The sequence below is a fragment of the Streptosporangium sp. H16 genome (assembly GCF_051918855.1).
Classification (GTDB): domain Bacteria; phylum Actinomycetota; class Actinomycetes; order Streptosporangiales; family Streptosporangiaceae; genus Streptosporangium.
The window spans coordinates 79,373-104,977 of record NZ_JBPXMD010000008.1 but is presented as its reverse complement, the minus strand read 5'-3'; the positions used below and the strand labels follow the sequence as shown (position 1 = coordinate 104,977).

Annotated in this window: 19 protein-coding genes; 11 read left to right on the top strand and 8 right to left on the bottom strand. The window is 71.9% G+C overall.

The window, feature by feature from the left end:
- Nucleotides 1-106: 106 nt before the first annotated feature.
- Nucleotides 107-1,072 carry a magnesium transporter CorA family protein gene (locus ACTOQ2_RS15645; protein ID WP_440100295.1) on the bottom strand — a complete coding sequence of 322 codons (966 nt, stop codon included), beginning with the start codon at nt 1,070-1,072 and terminating at the stop codon, nt 107-109.
- A 104-nt stretch (nt 1,073-1,176) separates the two neighbouring features.
- Entirely contained in the window at nt 1,177-2,292 is a 1,116-nt protein-coding gene (locus ACTOQ2_RS15640) for an FAD-dependent oxidoreductase (RefSeq protein ID WP_440100294.1), read from the bottom strand.
- A 114-nt stretch (nt 2,293-2,406) separates the two neighbouring features.
- Here ACTOQ2_RS15640 and ACTOQ2_RS15635 point away from each other — a divergent pair, with 114 nt between their 5' ends.
- Entirely contained in the window at nt 2,407-2,889 is a 483-nt protein-coding gene (locus tag ACTOQ2_RS15635) for a hypothetical protein (RefSeq protein ID WP_440100293.1), read from the top strand.
- A 12-nt stretch (nt 2,890-2,901) separates the two neighbouring features.
- On the opposite strand, the gene ACTOQ2_RS15630 is transcribed toward ACTOQ2_RS15635, so the two are convergent.
- On the bottom strand, nt 2,902-4,182 hold the full coding sequence (locus tag ACTOQ2_RS15630; RefSeq protein ID WP_440100292.1) for a benzoate/H(+) symporter BenE family transporter: 1,281 nt from the start codon (nt 4,180-4,182) through the stop codon (nt 2,902-2,904).
- A 53-nt stretch (nt 4,183-4,235) separates the two neighbouring features.
- Between ACTOQ2_RS15630 and ACTOQ2_RS15625 the strand changes: the two genes are divergently transcribed.
- Both ACTOQ2_RS15625 and ACTOQ2_RS15620 read left to right on the top strand, forming a co-directional pair.
- A complete protein-coding gene (locus ACTOQ2_RS15625) occupies nt 4,236-4,967 on the top strand; it encodes a helix-turn-helix domain-containing protein (RefSeq protein WP_440100291.1) in 732 nt (243 codons plus the stop codon).
- A 62-nt stretch (nt 4,968-5,029) separates the two neighbouring features.
- Entirely contained in the window at nt 5,030-6,253 is a 1,224-nt protein-coding gene (locus tag ACTOQ2_RS15620) for an MFS transporter (RefSeq protein ID WP_440100290.1), read from the top strand.
- A 55-nt stretch (nt 6,254-6,308) separates the two neighbouring features.
- Here the strand turns inward: ACTOQ2_RS15620 and ACTOQ2_RS15615 are convergent, their stop codons facing one another.
- Nucleotides 6,309-7,055, bottom strand: a complete 747-nt coding sequence (locus tag ACTOQ2_RS15615) for an MBL fold metallo-hydrolase (protein ID WP_440100289.1) — start codon at nt 7,053-7,055, stop codon at nt 6,309-6,311.
- Nucleotides 7,056-7,226: 171 nt separating this feature from the next.
- Between ACTOQ2_RS15615 and rho the strand changes: the two genes are divergently transcribed.
- The 3 genes from rho (at nt 7,227) to ACTOQ2_RS15600 (ending at nt 11,359) form a co-directional block, all read left to right on the top strand.
- A complete protein-coding gene (rho, locus tag ACTOQ2_RS15610) occupies nt 7,227-8,468 on the top strand; it encodes a transcription termination factor Rho (RefSeq protein ID WP_440100288.1) in 1,242 nt (413 codons plus the stop codon).
- A 118-nt stretch (nt 8,469-8,586) separates the two neighbouring features.
- Nucleotides 8,587-9,417 (top strand): putative RNA methyltransferase, encoded by an 831-nt coding sequence (locus ACTOQ2_RS15605; protein ID WP_440100287.1) that lies wholly within the window; start codon nt 8,587-8,589, stop codon nt 9,415-9,417.
- Between the two features lie 175 nt (nt 9,418-9,592).
- A complete protein-coding gene (locus ACTOQ2_RS15600) occupies nt 9,593-11,359 on the top strand; it encodes a S9 family peptidase (RefSeq protein ID WP_440100286.1) in 1,767 nt (588 codons plus the stop codon).
- 154 nt (nt 11,360-11,513) lie between these two features.
- Here the strand turns inward: ACTOQ2_RS15600 and ACTOQ2_RS15595 are convergent, their stop codons facing one another.
- Complete coding sequence (locus ACTOQ2_RS15595; RefSeq protein ID WP_440100285.1) at nt 11,514-13,052, bottom strand: PP2C family protein-serine/threonine phosphatase; 1,539 nt, start codon at nt 13,050-13,052, stop codon at nt 11,514-11,516.
- A gap of 120 nt (nt 13,053-13,172) precedes the next feature.
- Between ACTOQ2_RS15595 and ACTOQ2_RS15590 the strand changes: the two genes are divergently transcribed.
- Both ACTOQ2_RS15590 and ACTOQ2_RS15585 read left to right on the top strand, forming a co-directional pair.
- Entirely contained in the window at nt 13,173-17,357 is a 4,185-nt protein-coding gene (locus ACTOQ2_RS15590) for a HAMP domain-containing protein (RefSeq protein WP_440100284.1), read from the top strand.
- A gap of 3 nt (nt 17,358-17,360) precedes the next feature.
- Complete coding sequence (locus ACTOQ2_RS15585) at nt 17,361-17,993, top strand: response regulator (RefSeq protein WP_440100283.1); 633 nt, start codon at nt 17,361-17,363, stop codon at nt 17,991-17,993.
- Between the two features lie 72 nt (nt 17,994-18,065).
- Here ACTOQ2_RS15585 and ACTOQ2_RS15580 read toward each other — a convergent pair whose 3' ends face one another.
- Together ACTOQ2_RS15580 and ACTOQ2_RS15575 are read right to left on the bottom strand one after the other, a co-directional pair.
- On the bottom strand, nt 18,066-19,265 hold the full coding sequence (locus ACTOQ2_RS15580) for an NYN domain-containing protein (RefSeq protein WP_440100282.1): 1,200 nt from the start codon (nt 19,263-19,265) through the stop codon (nt 18,066-18,068).
- 311 nt (nt 19,266-19,576) lie between these two features.
- Nucleotides 19,577-22,309 carry a zf-HC2 domain-containing protein gene (locus ACTOQ2_RS15575; protein WP_440100281.1) on the bottom strand — a complete coding sequence of 911 codons (2,733 nt, stop codon included), beginning with the start codon at nt 22,307-22,309 and terminating at the stop codon, nt 19,577-19,579.
- Between the two features lie 176 nt (nt 22,310-22,485).
- On the opposite strand from ACTOQ2_RS15575, the gene pyrE reads away from it, so the two are divergent.
- Nucleotides 22,486-23,022: an orotate phosphoribosyltransferase gene (gene pyrE / locus ACTOQ2_RS15570; RefSeq protein WP_440100280.1), complete on the top strand. Its 537-nt coding sequence runs from the start codon at nt 22,486-22,488 to the stop codon at nt 23,020-23,022.
- A gap of 146 nt (nt 23,023-23,168) precedes the next feature.
- Here pyrE and ACTOQ2_RS15565 read toward each other — a convergent pair whose 3' ends face one another.
- Entirely contained in the window at nt 23,169-23,594 is a 426-nt protein-coding gene (locus ACTOQ2_RS15565; RefSeq protein ID WP_440100279.1) for a hypothetical protein, read from the bottom strand.
- A gap of 313 nt (nt 23,595-23,907) precedes the next feature.
- Between ACTOQ2_RS15565 and fbaA the strand changes: the two genes are divergently transcribed.
- Both fbaA and ACTOQ2_RS15555 read left to right on the top strand, forming a co-directional pair.
- Nucleotides 23,908-24,930, top strand: coding sequence for a class II fructose-bisphosphate aldolase (gene fbaA / locus ACTOQ2_RS15560; RefSeq protein WP_440067727.1), 1,023 nt, complete (start codon nt 23,908-23,910; stop codon nt 24,928-24,930).
- Nucleotides 24,931-25,033: 103 nt separating this feature from the next.
- The gene (locus ACTOQ2_RS15555) at nt 25,034-25,453 is read left to right on the top strand and encodes a DUF3151 domain-containing protein (protein ID WP_440067725.1); all 420 of its coding nucleotides are present in this window, start codon (nt 25,034-25,036) and stop codon (nt 25,451-25,453) included.
- Nucleotides 25,454-25,605 lie beyond the last annotated feature (152 nt).

The window sequence follows — 25,605 nt, the reverse complement described above, 5'->3', positions numbered from 1 at the left end:
CCGGATGCCGGGCCGGACCCGGCCGTTCTCCCCTGAGGCCAGGCTACGGCGGGCGGTCTCCCGGCCGATCAGGTGACCCGGCGGGCGGCGGCGGACGGCTATCGGGTCAGAGCCAGTTGCGCTTCTTGAACGCCCGGTAGAGCAGCACCGTGCCCACGATGATCAGGATCGTGGACGTCCAGAACCCGATCGACTGGGCGAACCCGGGGTAGGGCACGTTCTGCCCGTAGAAACCGGTGATCATCGTGGGCACCGCGATGATGGCCGCCCAGCTGGTGATCTTCTTCATGATGTCGTTGAGCCGGAACCCCTGCTGGTTCATGTGGGCCTCGCGGACGTTGCTCACCAGGTCCTGCAGGGACTCGCTCCACTCCGCGGTGCGCAGGGTGTGGTCGTAGATGTCCTGGTAGTACGGGATGAGCTTGGGGTCCAGGACGTCCTGCCTGCGCAGCAGGCTGCCCACGACCTCGCGCGTCGGCACCGCCAGCCGCCGGAAGCGCACCAGCTTCTTGTGCATCTCGAAGGTCCGGCGCTGGATGTGCGGCATGTCCCCGGGATTGTCCTGGAAGAGGTCGTCCTCCAGCTCCTCGACCCGGTCGTCCACCCCCTGCAACACCTCGAAGTAGCCGTCCACGATGTAGTCGAGCAGGCCGTGCAGCAGGTACGGCACCCCGAACCTGACCATGGCGGCGTTGGCGTCCCAGCGCCTGATCACCTCGTCGATGTCGAACTCGGGGTTCTCCCGCACGGTGACCAGGGCGTTCCTGGTCGCGAAGATCGAGACCTCGATGAAGTCGATCCCCTTCTCCGCCGGTCTCGCCGCGTAGACGGTGACGAACAGGTGGCTGTCGTAGGTGTCGAGCTTGGGCCGCTGGTGGCTGTGCAGCGCGTCCTCGACCGCAAGGGGGTGCAGGCCCAGCTCCTCGCTGATCTTCGCCAGTTCCGCCTGCGTGGGCGAGCAGAGGTCGAACCATACGACGGCGGACTCGTCCTCCACGTGTTCGGAGATGTCGTCGATGGGAAAGCCCTCGGCCTCCAGGACGCCGTTGCGGTAGAGGCGGGTACGGTCCATGGGCGTCAACCCTAGACCTGCCGCGACAGGCCCGGAATCTCCGGGAAATCCGCATTTCCGCCTCTGGGCATCCCCAGCGACGTCCCCGCTCCGGCCGTGATCCCCTACGCCGCTGCGGAGGGAACCGGCTGCCCGGAAACGGCGGGTGCGGCGAGGAGGCGGCGGATGTGCCGTACGGCGGTGCGGCCGGCCCGGTTGGCGCCGACGGTGCTGGCGGAGGGGCCGTAGCCGACCAGGTGGACGCGGGGGTCGAGGACGGCCCGGGTGTCCTCGACCCGGATGCCGCCGCCGGGCTCGCGCAGGCGCAGCGGAGCCAGGTGGCCGACGACGGGGCGGAAACCGGTCGCCCAGAGGATCACGTCCGCCCTGACCAGGCGGGCGGGCCCGCCTGGCCCGGCGTCCCAGGCCACGCCCTCGGGGGTGATCCTGTCGAACATCGGCAGCCGGTCGAGGACACCCGCCGCCATGGCCGCCTCCACCTGGGGGGTCACCGGATAGCCGGTGGCCCCGACCACGCTGCCCGGTACGAGCCCGGCTCGGACGCGGGCGTCGACCCTGGCGACGGCCTCACGGCCGAGGTTCTCGTCGAGCGGACCCCTGACGAAGGCGGGAGGGCGCCGGGTGACCCAGGTGGTCGTGGCGACCTCCGCGATTTCCATCAGGAGCTGCACGCCCGAGGCCCCGGCGCCGACCACCACCACGCGCATGCCCGCGAACTCCTCGCGGCTCACGTAGTCGGCGGTGTGGAGCTGGCGCCCCCGGAACGTCTCCTGGCCCGGATAGCGGGGCCAGAACGGGCGGTCCCAGGTGCCGGTGGCGTTGATCAGCGCGCGGGCCGACCAGTCACCGGCCCCGGTCTCCACCAGCAGCCGCCCTTCCGCGCCCTCCCGGACGGCCCGCACCTCGACCGGGCGGCGTACCGGCAGCTCGAAGGCCCGCTCGTAGGCGGCGAAGTATTCGGAGACGACCTCGGCCGAGGGCCGGGTCGTGTCGACGGCGCCCAGCGGCAGCCCCGGCAGGTCGTGCACGTGGTGGGTGGCGCCGAGGGTGAGGGACGGCCAGCGGAACTGCCACGCGCCGCCGGGCCGGGGGGAGCGGTCGAGCACCGTGAAGTCCAGCCCGGCCCGGCGCAGGAAGTAGGCGCTGGAGAGCCCCGCCTGCCCCGCGCCGATGACGACGACGTCGATGTTCGTGGCGTTTCGCGGCAGCTCGTCCTTCACATTCCCTGGCAACCATGGGGATCCGATGAATAATCCCGCTCGCCGAGGGCAGCAGTGGCTACCACAACAGCCAAAGCCTGAGGTGGTAGCCACATGATAGTGCTGGGACTTCTCTTGATCGTACTCGCGGGTGCGACCGTGATCGCGGTCTCCTGGGACGAGACCGCAGCATCGACCACCACCGCTTCGTTCACCGTGTTCGACCGCCTGTTCCAGTTCACCCAGCTGGAGCTCTTCTTCGCGGGCGTGGCCACCGGAGCGGTCTTCCTGCTCGGCCTGGGGATGATGTTCTCCGGTATGCGTCGCTCGGCCGCGAAGCGTCGCAGCCTCCGCGCCTCGCGGATGGAGGCGCGTGACCGCGTCACCCGCCTGGAGGAGGAGAAGCGGGAGCTGGAGCGCAAGCTCGAAGAGACCCCCACGACCGCGGCTCCCGCGAGCGCCACGACCACGACCACGCCCCCCGTGGTCGACCGTGACCGCGACGGCGTCGACGACCGCGTCGAGGACACCGCGCCCCACCCCCGGGTCGAGGTGCCCCGTCAGTCCTCCACCGACCAGCTCGTGGCCGGTCGCCACGGACGCTCGGACCACCGCTAGTCACGTCCTCTCTCAGCCGGTGCGCCCCGCAGGCCGCACCGGCTGAGGCATGTACGGACCTCCCTCGCCCGCGTCCGGACCCCGATCCTGATCCCGATCCGGCACGGTCTCGTCCACCGGCGCCTCGTCGGCCGGGGTCCGAGCGGATTTCCCGCGACGGTGCAGGAGCGTCATGAGCCCGCCCGCGACGAGCCCCCAGAACGCGGCGCCCACGCCCAGGAGCGTCAGTCCCGACGCGGTGACCACGAAGGTGACGACCGCGGCCTCCCTGCCCTCGGGGTCGGCGACGGCCGAGACGACGGCCGAGGCGAGCGCGCCGAGCAGGGCGAGGCCGGCGACGGCCTCGACGAGCAGCGGCGGGGAGAGCAACACGAGCGCGGTGGCCAGCCCCGAGCCGATCCCAAGGACGATCATCGAGACGCCCGAGGCGACCGAGGCGATCCACCGGCGGGCCGGATCGGGGTCGGCGTCGGGTCCGGCGGACAGCGCGGCGCTGATCGCCGCCAGGTTCACCGCGTGGCCGCCCAGCGGGGCACCCAGTGTGCTCGCCAGGCCGGTGGAGACGAGGATCCCGCGCAGCGGGGGACGGTAGCCGTACCCGGCGAGGACCGCCATGCCCGGTACGTTCTGCGAGGCCATGGTGACCAGGAACAGCGGGAGCGCGATGCCGACCATCGCCTGGGCGCTCCAGGACGGGACGGTCACCTCCAGTACCGGCCGTACGTCCACCGCGCCCAGCCCTGGACCGGTCAGCGCGATGGCCGCGACGGCGACGAGGAGGGCCACCGGGACCGCCCACCTGCGGGCGAACCTGCTCAGCAGCGCCCAGGTGAGCACGACGGGAACCGCCGTCAGCGGTATCTCGGCGAGCGCCCTGACCGGCGCGACGCACAGGTCGAGCAGGACCCCGGCGAGCATGGCGCCGGCGATCGGCGTGGGGATGGACGCGATCCACCGGCCCAGGACGGGGAAGAGACCGGCGGCGGTGAGGAGGAGTCCCGAGACCGCGAACGCCCCGACCGCGACGGGAAAACCGCCCTGTACGGTCCCGGTCGCGACCAGCAGCGCCGCCCCCGGGGTGGACCAGGCCACGACGATCGGGACGCGCTGCCGCAGGCCCAGCCAGACGGCCACCACGCCGTTGGCCACGCAGAGGGCGAGGAGTCCCGACGCCGCCTGCCGCTCGTCGGCGCCCACCGCCCTGAGCCCCGCCAGGACCACGGCGAAGGAGCTGGCGAAACCGACCACCGTGGTCACCACCCCGGCCAGCACGGGTTGAAGCATGCGTGTCATGTTCGGTCCTTGTGGGGGATGACGCCGACCGTTCCGTAAACGGAACGGCTCTCATGCTGCACGATAACCCCATGGACTCCGGAGCACAAAGCCCCAGGCCCGCCAAGGACACCGGCACGCCCGACCGGCCCGCTGCGGCCACCCGTGCGCCCAGCACACCCTCGGCGGACACCGACGCGCTCGACCGGCTCTCAGGGAACGCCGGCGCGCCCGGCGAACCCGCCGTGGACGGCGGCACCCCCGACATCGGGCGGCGGATCCGCCGGCTGCGCGAGGAGCGCGGCATCTCCCTGTCCGCCCTCGCCCGCGCCGCCGGTGTCGGCAAGGCCACACTCTCCGGCCTGGAGAACGGCACCCGCAACCCCACCCTGGAGACCCTCTGGGCGATCACCGCCGAGCTCGGCGTCCCCCTGGCGATGGCCGTCGGCACCCCGCCGCCGGTGGACGCGGGCGGGAGCGGGCGTGCCCAGGTGGTGCCCGTCGTCCACGGCACGGCCGTCGAGGGGACGCTGCTCCAGGTCTTCGAGGACGAGAAGGTCACCTACGAGCTCTACCGGCTGGTGCTCCGGGCGGGGACGACACAGGTCTCGCCCGCCCACCACGAGGGTGTCACCGAGCACGTCACCGTCTTCGCCGGAACGCTGAGCGCCGGACCGGCCGGGGCTCCCCTGCGGGCCGGTCCCGGCGAGCACATCTCCTGGCGGTCGGACGTCCCGCACGCGTACGCCGTCCTCGGTGACCGGGACGTCCACGCCAGCCTGCTCATCCGCTACCCGCGCTGCTGATCCCGGCGCCCCTCGCGGACCCGATCGCATTCCTAAAATACGTAAAAAGTAATATTTCCCCCATGAAACCACGGTCCATGGCGATCTTCTTCTGGGCCACGGGCGTGGTGGCCTACGTCATCGCCGTCTTCCACCGGCAGTCACTGGGCGTGGCGGGCATCGAGGCGGCGGCGAGGCTCGACGTCGGCGCGGCGGGGCTCTCGGTCCTGGCCATGTGCCAGCTGCTGGTCTACGCGGGCATGCAGGTGCCCGTCGGGATGCTGGTCGACCGCCTCGGTTCCAAGCGCATGCTGGTCCTGGGTGCCGCGGTGATGGCCTGCGGCGAGCTCGTCTTCGCCCTGGCCGGAGGGCTGCTGCCGGGGGTCGCCGGGCGGGCGCTGATCGGGTGCGGGGACGCGATGACGTTCATCAGCGTGATCAGGCTGGTCGGCCTGTCCTTCCCCGCCCACCGCAACCCGCTGATGGTCCAGCTCACCGGCCTGCTCGGCCAGCTCGGCGCGATCGCCTCCGCGGTCCCCCTCATCTACTCCCTGCACACGTACGGCTGGACGCCGACCTTCCTGGGCGCCGCCTTCCTGGGCGTGGTCTCCGCGTTCCTGCTGGTCACGGTGCTGCGCGACCCCCGCCCCGAGCGTACGGGGGAGGCACCGAGCCTGAAGGCCGCCTGGGCCGAGCCGGGCACCCGGCTGGGCATGTGGACCCACGCGGCCACCCAGTGCTCGGGCGCGGCGTTCCTGCTGCTGTGGGGATATCCGTTCCTGGTCCAGGGCCAGGGGCTGGCCCCCGCGACGGCGGGCGTGCTGCTGACCACGCTGACCCTGTGCGGCATGGTGTGCGGGCCGCTGCTCGGCTATCTCGCCGGGCGGTTCCCCTTCCACCGCTCCCGGATGGTGCTCATCGTGATCGGCACCACCGCCGGGGCGTGGACCGCCGTGCTGTTCTGGCCGGGACGGGCGCCGTTCTGGCTGCTGGTGGCGCTCGTGGTGGTGCTGGCCGCGAACGGCCCCGGATCGATGATCGGCTTCGACTACGCCAGGACCTTCAACCCGGCCACCCGGATCGGCGCGGCCACCGGCATCGTGAACGGCGGCGGCTTCGTCGCGTCCGTGGTGGTGATCGCCCTGATCGGCGTCACCCTCGACCTCCTGGGCGACACCGGCCTGGACTCCTTCCGGTGGGCGCTCGCCACCCAGTACCCGATCTGGGCGCTGGGCGCCGTCCAGGTCGTCCGCTACCGGGGCAAGGCCCGGCGCCGCCTGCTCCCGGCCGCCCAGGCGAGCCTGTGACGATCCCGGCTCGGACGAGCCTCGCGGAAGACTCCGGCTCGGACGACCTCGCGGTTCAGGCGAGCCTGGTGAAGGGCTCGGCGAAGTGGGCGGTGCCGATCATCCCGCCCTCCGCCCTGACCCGGTCGAGCAGCTCCACGCGCGTGGTGGCGGCCAGCTCGGGGTCGGCGTCGTAGAGGTAGGGCACCCGCGGGTCCTCCAGCTGCACCGGATGCAGCACCACGTCGCCGGTCAGCACCAGATCGCCGACCTGCACCACCTGGTGGCCCGGAGTGTGCCCCGGGGTGAGCAGCACCCGGATGCCGGGCAGCACCTCCGCCCCGCCGTCCACCGCCTGCACCCGCTCGCCCAGCGGCCGGACGACGTGGTCGAGGACCGCCCCGCCCGCCGCGTCGATCTCGGCGCGCTGCAGGACGTGCCGGGCGTTGGCGAAGACCGGCGCCCCCGCGACCACCGCACCGCTCGCGTGGTCGCTGTGCAGGTGCGTGATGACCACCGCGTCCACCTCCTCGGGGGCCGTCCCCACCCGGGCCAGCTCCGCGCCCAGGACGCCGGGCACCGGCGCCCAGCTCGCCGCGGGCGAGTCGCGGGGACCGATGCCGGTGTCGACCAGCACCGTGCGGCCCGCCGCGTCGCGCAGCAGGTAGCAGTGGAAGTGCAGGATCCACTCGTCCGACTCGCCGTGGCGGCCACCGGGGAACATCTGCGGCATCGGGCGCCGGATCGCGTCGCCCATCGGTCCCACCGCGTCGCACAGCGGGAACACCTCGACCCCGGCGACCGTTATGGGTTGATGTAGCATCCGCTCTCCTGTTCGGGATGGGGCAACGGTGCTACCGTGATACCGGGCGTGACGCACCGCTGGCTAGGCCGCGTGCGATGATCCGCCCCCGTTTCCCGCTTTTTTCTCTCGGCGCCGCCCCTGTCCCAGGCGTGCGGTCCCGATCTCCCGATCTCCCGTGAAAGGTCGTTCATGACCACCGAACCCGTTTTCAAAGAACCCACCGTCGAAAAGATCACCGCCAAGAAGGTGCCGCGTCCCCGTGGAAGCGACTCGGGCACCATCAGGAAGGCCCCCCGAGGGACCCGAGGGAACGACGCGACCACGACCGGACGGTCCCCCGGACGCGACGCCCCCGCCGAGACCGTGACCGGCCTGCTCGACGTCCGCGACCGGACCGGACACCTGCGGACAGGCGGTTACCTGCCGTCCCCGCGCGACGTCCGCGTGCCCCCCTCCCAGATCTCCGAGTACGGCCTGCGCCCCGGCGACCACGTCGTGGCCACCGCACGCGCCCCGTACGAGAGGCTGGAGGGGGTGGAGAGCGTGAACGGCGCCGCCGCCTGGCGGCACCGGCCCGACTTCGCGGACATGACCCCGATCCACCCGCGCGACCGGCTCCGCCTGGAGACCGGGTCGCTGACCGGCAGGGTCGTCGACCTGTTCACGCCGGTCGGCAAGGGCCAGCGCGGGCTGATCGTCGCCCCGCCCAAGGCGGGCAAGACGATGGTCCTGCAGGACCTGGCCGCCGCGATCACCGCCAACCATCCGGACTGCCACCTCATGGTCGTGCTCGTCGGCGAGCGCCCCGAGGAGGTCACCGAGATGCGCGAGTCCATCCACGGAGAGGTCGCCGCGTCCACGTTCGACCGCCCCGACCGCGACCACACCGCCGTCGCCGAACTCGCCGTCGAGCGCGCCAAGCGCCTCGCCGAGGCCGGGCACGACGTCGTCCTCCTGCTCGACTCCCTCACCCGGCTCGCCCGCGCGTACAACAACCTCGCCCCCGGCGGCGGGCGCACCCTCGCCGGAGGCATCGACGCCACGGCCCTGCTCCCCCCGCGCCGCTTCTTCGGCGCCGCCCGCAACCTGCGCGACGGCGGCTCGCTCACCATCCTCGCCACCGCGCTGGTCGAGACCGGCTCGCGGATGGACGACAGCCTCTTCGAGGAGTTCAAGGGCACCGGCAACATGGAACTGCGCCTCAGCCGCGCCCTCGCCGACAAGCGCCTCTATCCCGCCGTCGACCTCGACGCCTCCGGCACCCGCCGCGAGGAGATCCTCCTCGACCCTCAGGAGCGGCAGCTCACCTGGCGGCTGCGCCGCACGCTGGGCGGCCTCGAGCGGCAGCAGGCCCTGGAACTCCTCACCGGCAGGCTCAGCGAGACTCCCTCCAACGCGGCCTTCCTCCAGCAGATCCAGCAGACCGCCTGACCTGCCGTCCCCCGAAGACCCACGAGGCCCCCGCAGATCCCTGCAGACCCCTGCAGACCCCGCGGGTCCGCGTCCGTCGGGACGATCCGGCTTCGGCGGGACGCGAGATGATGGGGAGATGCTGGACGATGTCGTCGAACACCTCGCCTGCCCGGTCTGCCGCGGCTCCATGGAGCTCGGGGAGCGGGTCCTGCGGTGCGCCCTGGGGCACGGCTTCGACGTGGCCAGGCAGGGATACGTCAGCCTGCTGACGGGGTCCCGGGTGCCGGGAACGGCCGACAGCGCGGCCATGGTGGCGGCCAGGGACGCGTTCCTCGCCGCCGGGCACTACGCCCCGCTGGCGGAGGCGGTCGCCGGTGCCTGCCGTCCCGGCGCGAGGGTGGTGGCCGACGCCGGTGCCGGGACTGGCCACTATCTCGCGCGGGCGCTCGACGGGCTGCCCGAGGCCGCCGGGGTGGCGCTGGACGTCTCCAAACACGCGATCAGACGGGCCGCGCGGGCCCATCCCCGGCTGGGGGCGGTGGTGGCCGACGTGTGGAGACCGCTGCCGCTGGGAGATGACACGATAGATGTGCTTCTCAATGTGTTCGCCCCCAGAAATGGGGCAGAGTTCGCACGAGTGCTCAAGGAGGACGGTGAACTCGTAGTGGTCACACCGACCTCGCGGCACCTATCGCCACTGGTGGAGCGGCTGGGGCTCCTGTCGGTGGACGACTCGAAGGAGCGGCGTGTGGCGGAGAGCCTGAACGAGCACTTCGTCGAGACCGGACGGAGCACTCTCGCGTTCGAGATGGCCCTGGGGCATGATGCGGTCGAGGCGGTCGTGGGAATGGGGCCCAGCGCCTGGCATACGGACACGGAAGTCATGCGAAGAAAGATCGCAGAACTCCCAGAAATGTGCCTCGTGGAGGCTTCTTTCCGTATGTCTATCTTTAAGCACCACCTCTGAGCAAGCTGTGTGCTTGACAGCCCCTTCGGGGCACCTGTTACTGATGTGACTTTTAGTCCGAAATTCCCTGACATTACTCAAGCAATTAGCCGATGAAGGCGACATACTGGACCGCAATCCGGCGAGCCCACGCCTGGACGCGTGAAGCTGACACCTTGACGGAGGGAAGCGCCATATGAAGGCGGAGGAGCGCTGGCAGGCCAGGTTCCGTGCGCCGCGCGCGACGTTGCCCGTGTGGGCGAGCCAGGCTCCCAGCCGGTCCGTCTACCGCAGCAACGCCTCGGGGGCGTGGGAGGTCTACGCCTGGGACCGCGCGGGCGGCTCCGCCCGTCAGGCGACCTCACGCCCCAAGGGCACCTCGCACGGCGCGATCGATCCCACCGGGCAGTGGATCTGGTGGTTCGACGACACCGACGGCGACGAGTGGGGCCGGTGGATGCGCCAGCCCTTCTACGGCGGCCCCGACCAGCCGGTCGACCTCGCCCCCGGCTTCCCCGCCGGGCTCGGGCTCTCGGCGACGGGCGACGCGGTCATCGGCATGGCCAGGCCGGGACAGGGTTTCACCATCCATCTCGTACGGCCGGGCGAGCCCGCGCGGACGATCTACGAGCACACCGAGGCGGCCGCCGTCTCCGCGGTCTCCCTGGACGGCTCGCTGATCGCGATCAGCCACAGCGAGCACGGCGACGCCCGGCACCCCGGGCTGCGCGTGCTCCGGCGCAACGGCGAGGTCGTCCGCGACCTGCACGACGGCCCCGGCAAGGGGGTCGTCGGCCTGCGCTTCGCCCCGCTGTCCGGGGACCGCCGCCTGCTCACCCTGCACGAGCGCAGGGGCCGCCGCGAGCCCCTCGTCTGGGACCCCGAGACCGGCGACCAGCGGGAGATCTGGCTGCGCGACCCGGGCGAGATCACCGCCGACTGGTACGACGACGGCCGCTCGCTGCTCGTCGTGCGCGGCAACCGGGGGCGCACCTACCTGACCCGCTACGACCTTCCTGGCGGCGGGCTCTTCCCGATCGAGACCCAGCACGGCGTGATCGACGCCGCCGCCCCCCGCCCCGACGGCTCCGTCGAGTACTCCTGGTCCAGCGGGGCCCACCCGCCGCTGATCCGGTCGACCAGCGGCCACGTGGTGATGAACCACGGCGGCCCCATCTCACCCCCGTCGGTCCCGGTCGAGGACGTGGACGTGGAGGGGCCGGGCGGCCGCATCCACGCCCTGGTCTCCCGCCCCGAGCGCGGCTCGGGCCCCTTCCCCACGGTCTTCATGCTGCACGGAGGGCCCACCGCCCAGGACGACGACTCCTTCGTGCCGCAGGTGGCCGCCTGGGTTGATCTCGGCTTCGCGGTCGTACGGGTCAACTACCGGGGCTCCACCGGATACGGCTCGGCCTGGCGGAACGCCCTGCACGGCGACGTCGGGCACATCGAGCTGGCCGACGTGGCCGCCGTCAGGGACACGATGGTCGACCGCGGCGTCTGCGACCCCGACCGGCTGGTGCTGTCCGGCGCCTCCTGGGGCGGCTACCTCACGCTGCTCGGCCTGGGCACCCAGCCCAAGATGTGGGCGGCGGGCATCGCCACGGTGCCGATCGCCGACCACGTCGCCACCTACGAGGAGGAGACGGAGGCGCTGCGCTCCTACCACCGCGCGCTGCTCGGCGGCTCGCCCGAGGAGCAGCCCGAGCGGTACGCGAACAGCTCGCCGATCACCTACGTCGACCAAGTCGAGGCCCCGCTGCTGATCCTCGCCGGGGAGAACGACCCGCGCTGCCCGATCGGGCAGATCGAGGCGTACGTGGCCCGGCTCGCCGAGCGCGACCACGAGCACCAGGTGTACCGCTACGACGCGGGCCACGGCTCCCTGGTCGTCTCCGAGCGGATCGCGCAGATGTCGGCCCAGCTGGACTTCGCCAGGAAGCACGTGAATACCGATATCTAGCCCACATCGCCCGATGAGGGGGTGACGGTCTCCGCCCGTACGGTCCCCAGGTCGTGCGGGCGATCTCGCCCGGCCGGTGAACGGCCCCGTCCACGGCCCGCCCAGCCGGTGGGCGGCCCGTCAACGGTCTCGTCCACCGGGTGGACGACCCTCGTCAGCGGGCTCGCAGGACCACGATCGCCATGTCGTCGGCGCTCGGCTCGGGGGCGAAGTCCTGGACCGCGCGGCGGATCCGCTCGGCGACCGCCCGCGCCGACAGCCCCGCGCACTCGGCCAGCAGCTTGGCCAGCCCCCCGTCGTCGTCGAGCAGCCGCCCGTCCCTGCGACGCTCGGTGACCCCGTCGGTCACCGCGAGAAGCACGTCACCGGGATCGAGATGGACGAGCTCCGCCTTGAAGGTCGCCTCGGGGAAGACGCCCAGCAGCGACTGCGAGGTCACCACGGCCTCCACGACGCCGCTGGGCCGCAGCCGCAGCGCCTCCGGGTGCCCCGCGGAGACCATCGCCACGTCCAGGCCGGTCGGCACGGGCTTGATCTCCCCGTGCAGCAGCGTCAGGAAGCGGGCGCGCTCGCCCTCTTCCAGGATCGCCTGGTTGAGGCGGTCGAGGACGGCGGCCACCCCGTACCCCTCCCGCGAGAGCAGGCGCAGGGTGTGGCGGGCCAGGCCGGTGACCGCGGCGGCCTCGGGGCCGGTCCCACAGACGTCGCCCACCGCGAACCGCCAGGAGCCGTCGCCGGCCGCGAAGAGGTCGTAGAAGTCGCCGCCGACCTCGTTGGTCTCCCCCGCGGGCTCGTAGACCACCGCGGGGTCCAGGCCGGGGATCTCGCCGGGCTCGTCGGGAGGGAGCAGGCTGCGCTGCAGGGCCCGGTTGGCCGCCGCCTGGGTGGCGTACAGCAGGGCGTTGTCCAGGGCGAGCGCGGCGCGGCGGCCGATGTCCTCGGCGTACTGGAAGACGTCCTCGGCGAACCGGTCGGGCCGCCCCAGGCACATCGCGCCCAGCGTGCGCCCGCGCGCGAGGAGCGGGATGACCAGCACCTGCGAGTCGGCGAACTGCATGGAGCCGCCGGCCTGCGGGATCTGGACGCTGGCGAGCTCCTCCCGGAGCTCGTCGATGCGCCGTTCGTCGGTGTGCCAGAGGTAGGCTGGACGCTGCGGGCCGCCGCCGTTGCTCCAGGTGTAGACGGCACACCAGGTGGCCAGCCGTGGCACCACGATCTGCGAGATGATCGCGGGCACCATGTCGGGGTCGAGGGTGCCCGCCAGCAGGTCGCTGGCATCGGCGAGAAAACCCATCCAGATCGGCCCGCGGCTGGGTTCTTCGGCGGTCCACTCCGAGGACGGTCGCCCGGAGGAGCCGGGCAGCCGGATCCTGGCCCAGTGCGTGCGCTGCTGACCGGCGAAGGTGACACCCCATTCCTCCACCGGTACGGACGGGGCGCCGGGGCTCCCGTCGGGGGCCCGCCTCTGGCGCACCTCGATCTGCAGCCCGTCGCCCAGATGGCTCCAAACGATCTCAAAAGAGGCATCGGTCACCTGCGACGACAGGTCGGCCGCCAGCCGCTCGGCGACCGCCAGAACGGGCGCGGCGGCCCAGGCGGTCATCACCTCGATGGTGAACCGCCTGGCGGCAGGAACGGCCGTGTGTCCTGGGGCGAAGGTCGCCGCCAGGACGGCGCGTGGAGCACTGGTCACTGTTCCGTGACTACCACACTTCCCGTTGACATGGGGTGAATCGAAGGTGGGACTACACATTGCGCACCGTGACAGACTGGGGTGACTCACGGCTGCGCCCCCGGGAGTCAAGGAGGTCATATGACCACGGTCAACACCGTGCCCGACGTCGAGGAGCGACGTTACAGCGAATCGGATCTGCGACCGATCTTGCAGACGCTCATCACCTGGCGCGACGGTGACTTCCGCCGCCGGGTGCCGCACGCCCCGCCGGGAATCCTCAGCGAGATCCGCCTGCTGCTCAACGAGGTGGCCGATCGCCGCGAGCACCTGGCCAACGAGCTGCACCGAGTCCGCCGCGAGGTGGTGAAGGAGGGCCGCTTCGGCGAGCGCCTCACCCCCGGTCCCGGCGTGGGCTCATGGGCCGAGAGCGTCGATTCGGTCAACACGCTGATCGACGCGCTCGTGGGCCCGGTCAGCGGGGCCGCGGACGTGATCGACGCGGTGGCCAAGGGTGATCTGTCCCGCCGGATCGATCTCGACCGCGGTGCCAGGGGCGAGGTGCGCCGCCTCGGCAAGGCGATCAACGGCATGGTCGACCAGCTGTCGCTGTTCACCTCCGAGGTGACGCGGGTGGCCAGGGAGGTCGGCACCGAGGGCCGCCTGGGCGGCCGGGCGAACGTGCGCGGCATGTCGGGAAGCTGGCGCGACCTCACCGAGGCCGTCAACACCATGTCCAGCCGCGTCTCCGCGCAGGTCCGCGACATCGCCGCGGTGACCACCGGGGTCGCGCGAGGCGACCTGAGCCGCAAGGTCACCGTCGACGCGGTCGGCGAGATGTTCGAGCTGAAGAACACCGTCAACACCATGGTCGACCAGCTGCTGGCGTTCGCCGAGGAGGTCACCCGCGTCGCCCGCGAGGTCGGCACCGAGGGCCAGCTCGGCGGCCAGGCGCAGGTGCGCGGCGTCTCCGGGGTCTGGAAGGACCTCACCGACAACGTCAACGTGATGGCGGGCAACCTGACCACCCAGGTCCGCGCCATCGCGGCGGTCTCCACGGCGGTGGCGCAGGGTGACCTGTCCAAGAAGATCACCGCGGACGCGCAGGGCGAGATCCTCCAGCTCAAGGACACCCTGAACACCATGGTGGACCAGCTGTCGATGTTCGCCGACGAGGTCACCCGCGTCGCCCGCGAGGTCGGCACCGAGGGCCAGCTCGGCGGCCAGGCCCGCGTACGCGGCGTCTCCGGGGTCTGGAAGGACCTCACCGACAACGTCAACTCCATGGCCAACAACCTCACCTACCAGGTCCGCAACATCGCCGAGGTCACCACCGCGGTCGCGTCCGGCAACCTGACCCGCAAGATCGACGTGAACGCGCAGGGCGAGATCCTCGCGCTGAAGACCACGATCAACACCATGGTCGACCAGCTGTCGTCCTTCGCCTCCGAGGTGAGCCGCGTCGCCCGCGAGGTCGGCTCGGAGGGCCAGCTCGGCGGCCAGGCGCAGGTGCCCGGTGTCTCCGGCACCTGGAAGGACCTCACCGACAACGTCAACGTGATGGCGAACAACCTGACCACCCAGGTCCGCCAGATCGCCGCGGTGTCCACCGCCGTCGCCCAGGGCAACCTGTCCAAGAAGATCACCGCGGACGCGCAGGGCGAGATCCTCCAGCTCAAGGACACCCTGAACACCATGGTGGACCAGCTGTCGATGTTCGCCGACGAGGTCACCCGCGTCGCCCGCGAGGTCGGCACCGAGGGCCAGCTCGGCGGCCAGGCCCGCGTACGCGGCGTCTCCGGGGTCTGGAAGGACCTCACCGACAACGTCAACTCCATGGCCAACAACCTCACCTACCAGGTCCGCAACATCGCCGAGGTCACCACCGCGGTCGCGTCCGGCAACCTGACCCGCAAGATCGACGTGAACGCGCAGGGCGAGATCCTCGCGCTGAAGACCACGATCAACACCATGGTCGACCAGCTGTCGTCCTTCGGCGCGGAGGTCACCCGCGTCGCCCGCGAGGTCGGCTCCGAGGGCAAGCTGGGCGGCCAGGCCCGCGTCGAGGGCGCCGAGGGCATCTGGAAGCGCCTCACCGAGAACGTCAACGAGCTCGCCGCCCGCCTGACCACCCAGGTGCGCGCCATCGCCGAGGTCACCACCGCCGTGGCCACCGGCGACCTGACCCGCTCCATCACCGTCGACGCCGAGGGCGAGATCGGCGAGCTGAAGGACAACATCAACATGATGGTGGCGGTGCTGCGCGACACCACCACCGCCAACCAGGAGCAGGACTGGCTGAAGTCCAACCTGGCGAGGATCTCCCGCCTCATGCAGGGCCACCGCGACCTGATGGAGGTCGCCAAGCTCATCATGAGCGAGCTGACCCCGCTGGTGTCGGCCCACTACGGCGCCTTCTACCTCGCCGAGCCCACCGGTGACCGCGACCTGCACCTCATCGCCGGGTACGGCGCCCGCTCCGGCAACGGCCCCCGGCAGCGGTTCGCGACCGGCGAGGGAATCGTGGGACAGGCCGCGATGGAGGGCAGGGGGATCATCCTCGGCAACGTGCCCGCCCGCTACCTGACCGTCGACACCGGGCTGAGCACCTCCACGCCCGCGCAGATCGTCGTGCTGCCGGTGCTGTTCGAGACGCAGGTGCTCGGCGTGCTGGAGCTGGCCTCGTTCAGCGAGTTCAGCGAGATCCACCACGACTTCCTGAACCAGCTCGTCGAGACCATCGGCGTCACGATGAACACGATCATCGCCAACTCCAGGACCGAGGACCTGCTGACCGAGTCGCAGCGCCTCACCACCGAGCTGCGGGAGCGTTCCGACGAGCTCCAGCGCCAGCAGGAGGAGCTGCGCCGCTCCAACGCCGAGCTGGAGGACAAGGCCGCGCTGCTGGCCAAGCAGAACCGGGCCATCGAGATCCAGAACTTCCAGATCGAGCAGGCCCGCCGCACGCTGGAGGAGCGCGCCGAGCAGCTCGCGGTCTCCTCCCGCTACAAGTCCGAGTTCCTCGCCAACATGTCCCACGAGCTGCGCACCCCGCTGAACAGCCTCCTCGTGCTGGCCAAGCTGCTTACCGAGAACGCCGAGGGCAACCTCACCGCCCAGCAGGTGGAGTTCGCCAGGACCATCCACGGCGCCGGCTCGGCCCTGCTGCAACTGATCAACGACATCCTCGACCTGTCGAAGGTCGAGGCGGGCCGGATGGACATCCACCCCCAGCAGATCTCCCTGCCCAAGCTCGTCGACTACTTCGAGGCCACCTTCGCGCCGCTGGCCCAGGACAAGGGCCTGTCGTTCACCGTCGAGGTCGACCCGTCGATCCCGCAGGAGCTCCGCACCGACGAGCAGCGCCTGCAGCAGGTGCTGCGCAACCTGCTCTCCAACGCGATCAAGTTCACTCCCAAGGGAGAGGTGCGGCTGCGCGTGATCCACGCCAGGCGTGCCGTCTCCTTCGTGGACGACACCCTGCGCGGCGCCGACGGCATCCTCGCCTTCGAGGTGGTCGACACCGGCATCGGGATCGCCTCCGACAAGCTGGAGGTCATCTTCGAGGCGTTCCGCCAGGCCGACGGGACCACCAGCCGCAAGTACGGGGGGACGGGCCTGGGCCTGTCCATCTGCCGCGAGATCGCCCGCCTGCTCGGCGGCGAGATCCACGTGATCAGCGAGGTCGGCGAGGGCAGCACCTTCACCCTCTACCTGCCCCCGTCCTACGGCGGGCCGCTGGCCTCGCGCGACGGCGGGGCGAGCACCCCCGGCTCCTCCGGCTCCTCCCCCCGCAACCCGGCGCTCGTCGGCGTGCTGGAGGAGCCGGACGACCTGCCGGAGCTGACGTTCAACGACGACATGCCCCTGCCGCAGTTCCCGCAGGGCGAGGGCAAGCCGTGGAAGGGCGACGACCCGCTGACCGGGGCGAAGATCCTGATCGTGGACGACGACATCCGCAACGTGTTCGCGCTGACCAGCGTGCTCGAACGCTACGGCTCCACGGTGATCTACGCGGAGAACGGCCGCGAGGGCATCGAGCAGCTGGAGCGCAACGAGGACGTCGCCCTCGTCCTGATGGACATCATGATGCCGGAGATGGACGGTTGGGCCACCACCTCCGCGATCCGCCGGATGCCCCAGTTCGCGGATCTGCCGATCATCGCGCTAACCGCTAAGGTCATGCGAGGTGACCGGGAGAAAAGCATCGCGTCCGGCGCCTCCGACTACGTGCCCAAGCCCGTGGACGTCGACCGCCTCCTGGAGAGGTTGCGCGGCTGGCTGACGCGGGGCAAGCCGGCCGACGACTCCAACGAAGGCGTGTGATCGATGCCGGACAGAGCCAAGATTCTCCTGGTCGACGACCGGGAGGAGAACCTGATCGCGCTCGAGGCCATTCTCAGCTCGCTCGATCTCATACCGGTGCGGGCGAAGTCGGGGGAGGAGGCGCTGAAGGCCCTGCTCGGCACGGAGTTCGCCCTGATCCTGCTCGACGTCCGGATGCCGGGCATGGACGGGTTCGAGACGGCGGCCCACATCAAGCGCCGCGAGCGCACCCGCAACATCCCGATCATCTTCCTGACCGTGGTCGACAGCGCGCCCGACTACGCCTTCCGCAGCTACGCCGCGGGCGCCGTCGACTACCTCACCAAGCCCTTCGACCCGTGGGTGCTCCGGGCCAAGGTCGCGGTGTTCGTGGAGCTCTACAACATGAACCGCAGGCTGGCCGAGCAGGCCACCATGCTCCGCGAGCGCCTCGGCGCGGAGCTGCCGCCCGGTGAGGCGTCCGACCAGGCCGCCGTGCTGCCCGAGCTGTCCAGGCGCCTGGCCGCCGTCGAGGAGGAGCTCGGCCGGGTCGCCGAGCTGGCCCGCAAGAGCGGCGACCCCGGCCTCGCGGGACCGGTGGCCGAGCTGTCCAACCGCCTCAGCCACCTGCGCGCGGGCTTCGACGCCCTTACCTGACGGACCGTTCCCGCGGTTGCGGTCCGGAGCCACCTGACGGGCTTTCCCGCGGTCCGGAGCGCTGTGCGCGTCTCAGCGGCGGGCGCGCTCCAGGGCGTCCCAGAAGCCGCGGCGCAGGGCGTGGCGGACCTCGTCGTGCAGGAGGAAGTCGATCGGCAGGGAGGAGCCCTGGAGCAGGCGCGCCTCCAGGTCCGAGGGCATCCGGGGCTTGCGGGCGAGGACCGCCTCCAGCCACAGGGCGGGCGCGTCCTTGGCCACGGACTCGCCGAAGTCGTGACCTTCCTTGTGGGCGGCCTGCACCGCGTCGGAGAGAGTCGTCGCGGTGCCGGTTCCGGAGCTCTGCGGGGGGACCGGGGCCGGCTGGGGACCGGTGTAGGCGCCCATCTGCGGGGACTGGTAGCTCGGCATGCCGCCGGTGTTGCCCAGCGAGTACTGCGGCGCGGCCGGCAGCGGGCCGGTCTGGTTGCCGACGGCCGCGTGCGAGGGCGCGGAGGCGGGCGGGGACGGCGGGGACGGCGGTGCGGCGGGAGTGACCGGGGTGATCGGCGACTCCTGGGTGTAGCTCGGGTAGGTGGAGGGCAGCGCGGGCTGGGCGTGGGCCGCGCGGGAGGTCTGGACCGCGGGGATGGGGCTGGTGGCCGGGGCGCCGTTGCTCCCGCCGGCACCGCGGGAGGTGGCGGGCTGGCCGTTGCCGGAGCCGTGCTGGTGGCCGTTGGCCACCAGGGCGGGCGTCTCGCCGCTGAGCAGGCTGACGTGGGGGCGCAGATGACCGGCGCCGATCTCGATCAGGTCGTCGCACTCCTGGCGCAGCGTGCGGGAGACGGCCCAGCTGCCGTCGGCGCTGATGTGGACCACGGTGACCCGGATGCCGAGGTCCTGGGCGTCGCAGACGACCTGCGCCAGGTCCTCGTCACCGCTGACCACGACCGCGTCGCAGACCGCGCCGTTGCGGGCCAGCGTCATCAGGTCGCGGTGGACCTGGGCGTCGACGCCCTCGCGGCGGCCGGGGCGGATGCGCGACAGGCGGAGCTTGAGGCCGGGGATGTCGGCCAGCGTGTCGTGTTCCGGGGTGCGGCGGCCCTCCACGGTCGCCTCGTACCAGTAGCAGCGCAACAGCGGCAGGCCGGTGCGCTCTCTCGACAGCTTGTTGAGCAGCTGGAGCAGCCCCGGGTAGTCCCAGGAGACGGACTCGCGGTGGCGGGTACCGTGCACCGCCATCGCGCCGTCGGCCAGCAGGTAGCCGGCGTCCACGAACAGCGCGCAACGATCCACACGACACCGCCCTTCCTACGTGGCCCGATCCTTCGGTTCAGACAAGCCTGAAAGAACCCCTAAGAGACCGGACAGACGGCCCTTCCTCAGGGTAATCAAGCAGCTGACCATCCGAGGGTGAATCCCGACGATTCCACCCGCGCTCGACCATACGCTGGATCGTTCACGCCGACCGTACCAGTTTGTCCCGTTCGTGGATCCCCCCGGCGAGGTGCCATTCGCTCGGGTTTCCCGCCACCCCGACCCATGTGTCCCTCCGCCCCGCATGACGCCTTCGCCGCACAGCGGACCCGGGCGAACGGTGCGCCCCGTCAGAAGGCGGTCTGTACGCTCACCGCCGCCGCGCCGAACAGCAGGACGTCCTGGTGCGTGCTGAGCTCCAGCACCGGGTCGCGGCCGAGGGGCGTCCGGAAGCGGTCCACGTCCGTACCGAAGGTCGTGCCGGTGCCCCGCGCACCGGCGGCGGACCCGTCGAAGGGATTGCGCGGGTCCCGCTCCCCGCCCGCGGGCCGCAGGGGCCGGCCGCCGAGCCTCACCCGATCGCCCATGACGCCCGCGTCACCCTCCCAGGTCACCAGGGCCAGCCTCGCGGGGGCGTCGGAGCCGGAGGGGGTGAGCCCTCCGAGCGGCATCCGCGCCGAGCGGTGCTCCCCGTCCAGCACCGTCGCGGTGTCCACGACGACGGCCTGGCTGTACGGCCGGCGCGGGTCGGCCACGATGATCACCAGGCTCCAGCCGGCATGGCGCGCCACCCCGGACCGCACCGAGGCGTCGGCCACCCAGTACGTCCCGCGGACCGTGCCCAGCAGACGCGTCACGTCGGCGAACGCCTGGTAGCCGCGCCCCGCGGGCAGCTCCCGCTCCACCACCTGCGTTGCCCTGACCTGCCGGTACCGCTCCTCGCCCGGCACCTTGAGCTTGATCCGCTCGCTGGAGGGCGCGCTCGCCGACCAGTAGAGTCCCGCCCAGACCACCTTGCTCGCGGCCGGCACGACGAGCCGGGCGGCGCTCGAACTGCTCGTCGACGGATCCCCGTCGCGGTCGAGGGGGCGCATCTCCCAGCTGTTGTTGTCGCGCCTGCCGCCCCGCCGCGAGTGGGCGGCCTCGCACGCGGGCTCCGAGGGCGCGCAGCTCATCAGGGTGTTGCCGATCGCGGAGACGGCCACCCTGCCGTCGGTGGCGAACCGGGCCGGGGCCCCCGTCGCCCGTACCCCGCCGCGCGACCTGGCCGCCACCCGCGTCCCCGCGGTGGAGACCGTGACCGAGGGCACCGCCCCGTAGGGCGCGTCGCCCGACACCAGGACCCTCAGGAAGACCGCCGTGGCCCGGCCCGCCGGCAGCGGGCCGCGGACGCAGCGGGCGCCCCGGCTCCTCGCCCGGCAGGACCAGCCGTCGACCGTGCCGACCGGCGTGACGCCGCCGACGGCGTTTCCCCTGCGGGACCCGGACGGCAGCGTCACGCCTCGCGGCAGGCCGACATCGGCGACGACCTCCTCGCTCTGCCCCAGGCCCGCGTTGCGGAGACGTACCACGACGATTCCGGCCTCGGACCTGACCAGGGCGCCGAGCGCGTCGATTCTGGCCACCAGGCGGGGGGCGAGCCAGGAACCCGTCCGGCCGTCCTGCCCCGCTCCCGCCGTCCCCTGCGGCGCCCCGGCCGGGTCACCGCTCCCGGCTCCCGCTTCCCCGAGCCCGGCGCCGGGTGCCGCACCGGCACTCACCCCACCGGATCCGGGCGTCGTCCCGGTCTCGGCGGGCTCGCGGTCGGGACCCGTCGGCCGCCCGGGGAGTGACGGTACGGGCGAGCCGGAGGTGTCCGGCCCGTCCGAGGACTCTCTCGGGGCGGGAGAGTCGGGCGCGGGGGCCACGACGATCGGCTCGGAGGCCGTGCTCGGCCCGGGGGCGGGCGCCTCGGCCGACACCAGCACGAGGGCCGCGGCCACCGCGACCGCGGTCGCCATCGCACCGGTCGCGACGGCGCGCCGTACGGACCGGGGAGCCCGGTGCCAGCGCCCGGACAGCCCGCCGCCCGCCGTGGCGCCCATCCTGGCGAGTGCCGTCAGGTAGGCGGGGAACGCGGGACCGGCGACGAGCGGTCCGATCACCGAGCGGATGCCCTGGCCGATGCCGGCCAGCTCCGCGAGCACCGCGCGGCAGCCGGAGCAGCCGTCCAGATGCCCTTCGATGACCCTGCCCTGTTCCCTGGGCAGGCCGCCGCGGGTGTAGGGACCCAGCCTGGTCAGCACGGGCCGGCACTCGGGGGCGGACGTCTCGGCCAGGTGGATGCGCAGGCACGCCTGGCGCGTCCCCTCCCGTGCCCGGTGGGCGAGCGCGGCCGCGCCGTTGACCGTCAGGCCCAGCAGGAGCCCGACGTCCTCGACCCTGAGCCTCTCGACCTCGGCGTGCCACAGGACGAACTGCCACCGCTCGGGCAGGGAGAGGAACGCCCTGGCCACCGGCGAGCGTTCCAGGCCCGCCACCGACGGGTCGACGAGAAACGCGCGCGGGCCGAAAGGGGACTCTCCGTCCGCCCGCTCGTCGATCTCCCCCCGCGCCCGCTCACCGGTCACCCCGGCCTCTCCGTCCTCCCCGTCCGCCCTTTCGCCGTCCTCCCCGTCCGCCCCTTCGTCGATCTCCCCCTCCGCCCGCTCGCCGGTCACCCCGGCCTCTCCGCCCTCTCCGCCCGCGCTCTCGCCGGCCTCCCCCTCCGCCTTCCCGCCGGCTTCCGGTACGGCTTCCGGCCCGGTGGCCGCCGGGCCGTTCCCCGTGCCGGGCGTACCGGGACGGGCGTCGGCGGTGCGGCGGAGGGCGGTGAGCAGGTGGACGCGGAACGCCTGTTCAGGGCCGTGTCCCTGGGCGATCACGTGGTGGACGTCGGCGAACGTCCTCTCCACGACGCCCTCGACGTCGGCCCCGCCCGGCAGGAGCAGGCGGGCCAGCGCATGCGCCGCGGGGGCGTGTCGCTGATGGAGCACCCGGTAGGCGGCCACGTCGCCGTTCCTGGTGGCAGCCAGCAGTTCAGCGTCGCCTTGAGATGTTTTCATACTCATTGTGACCTCGCCATTACCTGGAGTTGCCCGCCGGATAATCCCGCAGTACGCGCCGCGAGTAAACCCGGATCGCACTTTTGCCACCTCCGGCCCGAAACTCGCGTTACGGCGGCCCGGTTTCCCGGCGGGGTCCGATCGGACGGGTTCCGGGATCGCCCTAACCTTGTGCCATGAGCGATCGCGAGAACCTGCTGGCGGAGATCAAGGGCAAGGCCGTGGTGCACGGCAAGGTCGTGCTGTCCTCGGGCATGGAGGCCGACTTCTACGTGGACATGCGCAGGGTGACCCTTGACGGGCAGGCGGCGCCGCTGGTGGGGCGGGTCATGCTGGACATCACCGGGGACCTCGGCTACGAGGCGGTCGGCGGCCTGACGCTGGGCGCCGACCCGGTGGCGACCGCCATGATGCACGCGGCGGCCGCGCGCGGCGGGAGGCTCGACACGTTCGTGGTCCGCAAGGCGCAGAAGACCCACGGCATGCAGCGCCGGATCGAGGGACCGGACGTGTCGGGGCGGCGGGTGCTGGTGGTCGAGGACACCTCCACCACCGGCGGATCCCCGCTGACCGCGGTGGAGGCGCTGCGCGAGGCGGGCGCCGAGGTCGTGGCGGTCGCCACGATCGTGGACCGGGGGGCCGCCGCGGCGATCACCGGGGCAGGACTGCCGTACCTGACCGCCTACGACCTGGCCGACCTCGGCCTGGCCTAGAGCCACACCCGCCGACCACTGCCCGGCCCGGTCCACCCGGGCCCGGTCCACCCGGCCTGGTCTGCCCGGTCTGACCTGACCCGGAGCCACGGACAGGGGGCGGAGGGCTTTTCGCGCGGGGTCCGGAGCCGGCGGGAGAGCCGGGATCAGTTGCGGGAGACCGTGAACTCCTGGCGCTCCCCCGCCTTGCCCGGGGAGCGGACGGCCCCGTTCACCTGGACGCGGACGGCGGCGGAGTCGGCCAGGACGACGTCGATCTTGGGATCGAAGGCCTGGAACCGCTCGCCGCGGGTCAGCTCCCGGTCGAGGAGCACGTCGCCCCCGGTGACCTTCAGGAAGACCGTGGGGCAGTGCTCCCGCAGGCACTCGACGAGGACCGTCGGGACGCGCTCGGGGGTGGCGGAGGGGGGCGGGGGGACGGCGGCGGACGACACGCCGGCCGAGGGGGCGGGCGACGCGACCGTGTCCGCGCCGGAGCCCAGGCTGCCGAACAGCGAGAGGGCTCCGAAGACGATCAGGGCGACGAGCGCCAGCACCGCCAGTCCGACGAGGACCAGGCGCGCGATACCCATGGGGTCAGACCTGTGGCGTCCCACACTGTGGAGGTTAGCGGTTCGTGAGGAGATTTCACGACCGTCCCGGCGGATCGGTCAGGAAGAACCGCGATCTGGAAGATCGTCCGCACTCGCCCAGGTCGTACGCTCCCGGGCTCTCCGGCCGAGGAGGGGCCGGGGATAGGTTGGAGACACGGCCGGGGCACATCGGTACGGATCGAAGTGGTACTGGAGCTATCCGGCCGGGCATGAACCCGGGATACTGGCCCACGGGCTATGTCCTCATAGCCACGCGCCAGCTGTTCACAGCCGTCTCCAGGGAGATGACACGATGCCTATCGCTACTCCAGAGGTCTACGCCGAGATGCTCGACCGGGCCAAGGCGGGCGGTTTCGCCTACCCGGCCATCAACGTGACCTCGTCACAGACCCTCAACGCGGCGCTCAGGGGGTTCGCCGAGGCGGAGAGCGACGGCATCGTCCAGGTGTCCACCGGCGGTGCCGATTTCCTCTCGGGCACCACGGTCAAGAACATGGTGAGCGGCTCGGTGGCGCTGGCGGAGTACGCCCGCGTCGTCGCGGCCAACTACCCCGTGACGATCGCCCTGCACACCGACCACTGCCCCAAGGACAAGCTGGACGGTTTCGTGCGCCCGCTGCTCGACATCTCCCTTGAGCGGGTGGCCAGGGGCGAGGATCCCCTTTTCCAGTCGCACATGTGGGACGGCTCCGCCGTGCCGCTGGACGAGAACCTGGAGATCGCCAGGGAGCTCATCGAGAAGACGGCCCGCGCGCGGATCGTCCTGGAGGTGGAGATCGGCGTCGTCGGCGGTGAGGAGGACGGCGTCGTCGGCGAGATCAACGAGAAGCTCTACACCACCACCGAGGACGCCCTCGCGACCGCCGAGGCCCTGGGCCTGGGCGACCGGGGCCGCTACATGCTCGCCGCGACCTTCGGCAACGTGCACGGCGTCTACAAGCCGGGCCACGTCAAGCTCCGCCCGAGCGTGCTCAAGGAGATCCAGGACGCGGTCAGCGCCAAGTACGGCACGGAGAAGCCGTTCGACCTGGTCTTCCACGGCGGCTCCGGCTCGCTGCTCGAGGAGATCCACGAGGCCATCTCCTACGGCGTGGTGAAGATGAACATCGACACCGACACGCAGTACGCCTTCACCCGCCCGATCGCCGACCACATGTTCAGGAACTACGACGGCGTGCTCAAGGTCGACGGCGACGTCGGCAACAAGAAGGTGTACGACCCCCGCTCCTACGGCAAGGCCGCCGAGACCTCGATGGCGGCGCGCATCGTCGAGGCCGCCCAGCACCTGAAGTCCGCGGGCACGAAGATCTCCTAAGGCCGCGAAAGCGCCACGGTGGGGATCGCGCGAGATCGGCTTCCGGAAAGACTCCGGGGGCCGATCTTGGCCTGACGCGGGTACACCGGGTAGGACTGTCGTTATGGAATCGCACGAGAACCTCCTCGCCGGCCCGCCGCCCACCCTGCTCCCGGACCTGCCCGAGGCCCGGGAGGCGCTGGAATCCGGCGCCCAAGCATCCGACGTCGCCGCGCGCTTCCCCGCGTACCCGGCCGCCTGGGCCGTACTCGCGGACGAGTACTTCGCGGCGGGGCACGCCGTGACGTCGTACGCCTTCGCCCGCACCGGCTACCACCGCGGCCTGGACCAGCTCCGCAGGGCGGGATGGAAGGGGCACGGCCCGATCCCGTGGGAGCACCTTCCCAACCAGGGGTTCCTGCGCTGCCTGCACGCGCTGGCCCGCGCCGCCCAGAGCATCGGGGAGAAGGAGGAGGCCGAGCGGTGCTTCCAGTTCCTGAAGGACTCCAGCGCCGAGGCGTCCGAGGAGCTGACCAGCCGCTGACCAGGCGCTGACCAGGCGCTGACCAGGTTGGTGTCCCACCCCCGGCCCCGCGGCCGGTCTCACCCCTGATCCGCCTCGCTGAGCCGCCGGTCAGCGTCCGATTCGCCCCCGGGATCTCTCACCGCACCCCCTTTCGCGAGGTGGGAGATCCC

Coding starts and splice junctions, on each gene's coding strand:
- ACTOQ2_RS15645 (WP_440100295.1), bottom strand. CDS start 1,072: ATGGACCGTACCCGCCTCTACCGCAACGGCGTCCTGGAGGCCGAGGGC.
- ACTOQ2_RS15630 (WP_440100292.1), bottom strand. CDS start 4,182: ATGACACGCATGCTTCAACCCGTGCTGGCCGGGGTGGTGACCACGGTG.
- ACTOQ2_RS15625 (WP_440100291.1), top strand. CDS start 4,236: ATGCTGCACGATAACCCCATGGACTCCGGAGCACAAAGCCCCAGGCCC.
- ACTOQ2_RS15620 (WP_440100290.1), top strand. CDS start 5,030: ATGAAACCACGGTCCATGGCGATCTTCTTCTGGGCCACGGGCGTGGTG.
- ACTOQ2_RS15615 (WP_440100289.1), bottom strand. CDS start 7,055: ATGCTACATCAACCCATAACGGTCGCCGGGGTCGAGGTGTTCCCGCTG.
- rho (WP_440100288.1), top strand. CDS start 7,227: ATGACCACCGAACCCGTTTTCAAAGAACCCACCGTCGAAAAGATCACC.
- ACTOQ2_RS15605 (WP_440100287.1), top strand. CDS start 8,587: ATGCTGGACGATGTCGTCGAACACCTCGCCTGCCCGGTCTGCCGCGGC.
- ACTOQ2_RS15600 (WP_440100286.1), top strand. CDS start 9,593: ATGAAGGCGGAGGAGCGCTGGCAGGCCAGGTTCCGTGCGCCGCGCGCG.
- ACTOQ2_RS15590 (WP_440100284.1), top strand. CDS start 13,173: ATGACCACGGTCAACACCGTGCCCGACGTCGAGGAGCGACGTTACAGC.
- ACTOQ2_RS15585 (WP_440100283.1), top strand. CDS start 17,361: ATGCCGGACAGAGCCAAGATTCTCCTGGTCGACGACCGGGAGGAGAAC.
- ACTOQ2_RS15575 (WP_440100281.1), bottom strand. CDS start 22,309: ATGAAAACATCTCAAGGCGACGCTGAACTGCTGGCTGCCACCAGGAAC.
- pyrE (WP_440100280.1), top strand. CDS start 22,486: ATGAGCGATCGCGAGAACCTGCTGGCGGAGATCAAGGGCAAGGCCGTG.
- ACTOQ2_RS15565 (WP_440100279.1), bottom strand. CDS start 23,594: ATGGGTATCGCGCGCCTGGTCCTCGTCGGACTGGCGGTGCTGGCGCTC.
- fbaA (WP_440067727.1), top strand. CDS start 23,908: ATGCCTATCGCTACTCCAGAGGTCTACGCCGAGATGCTCGACCGGGCC.
- ACTOQ2_RS15555 (WP_440067725.1), top strand. CDS start 25,034: ATGGAATCGCACGAGAACCTCCTCGCCGGCCCGCCGCCCACCCTGCTC.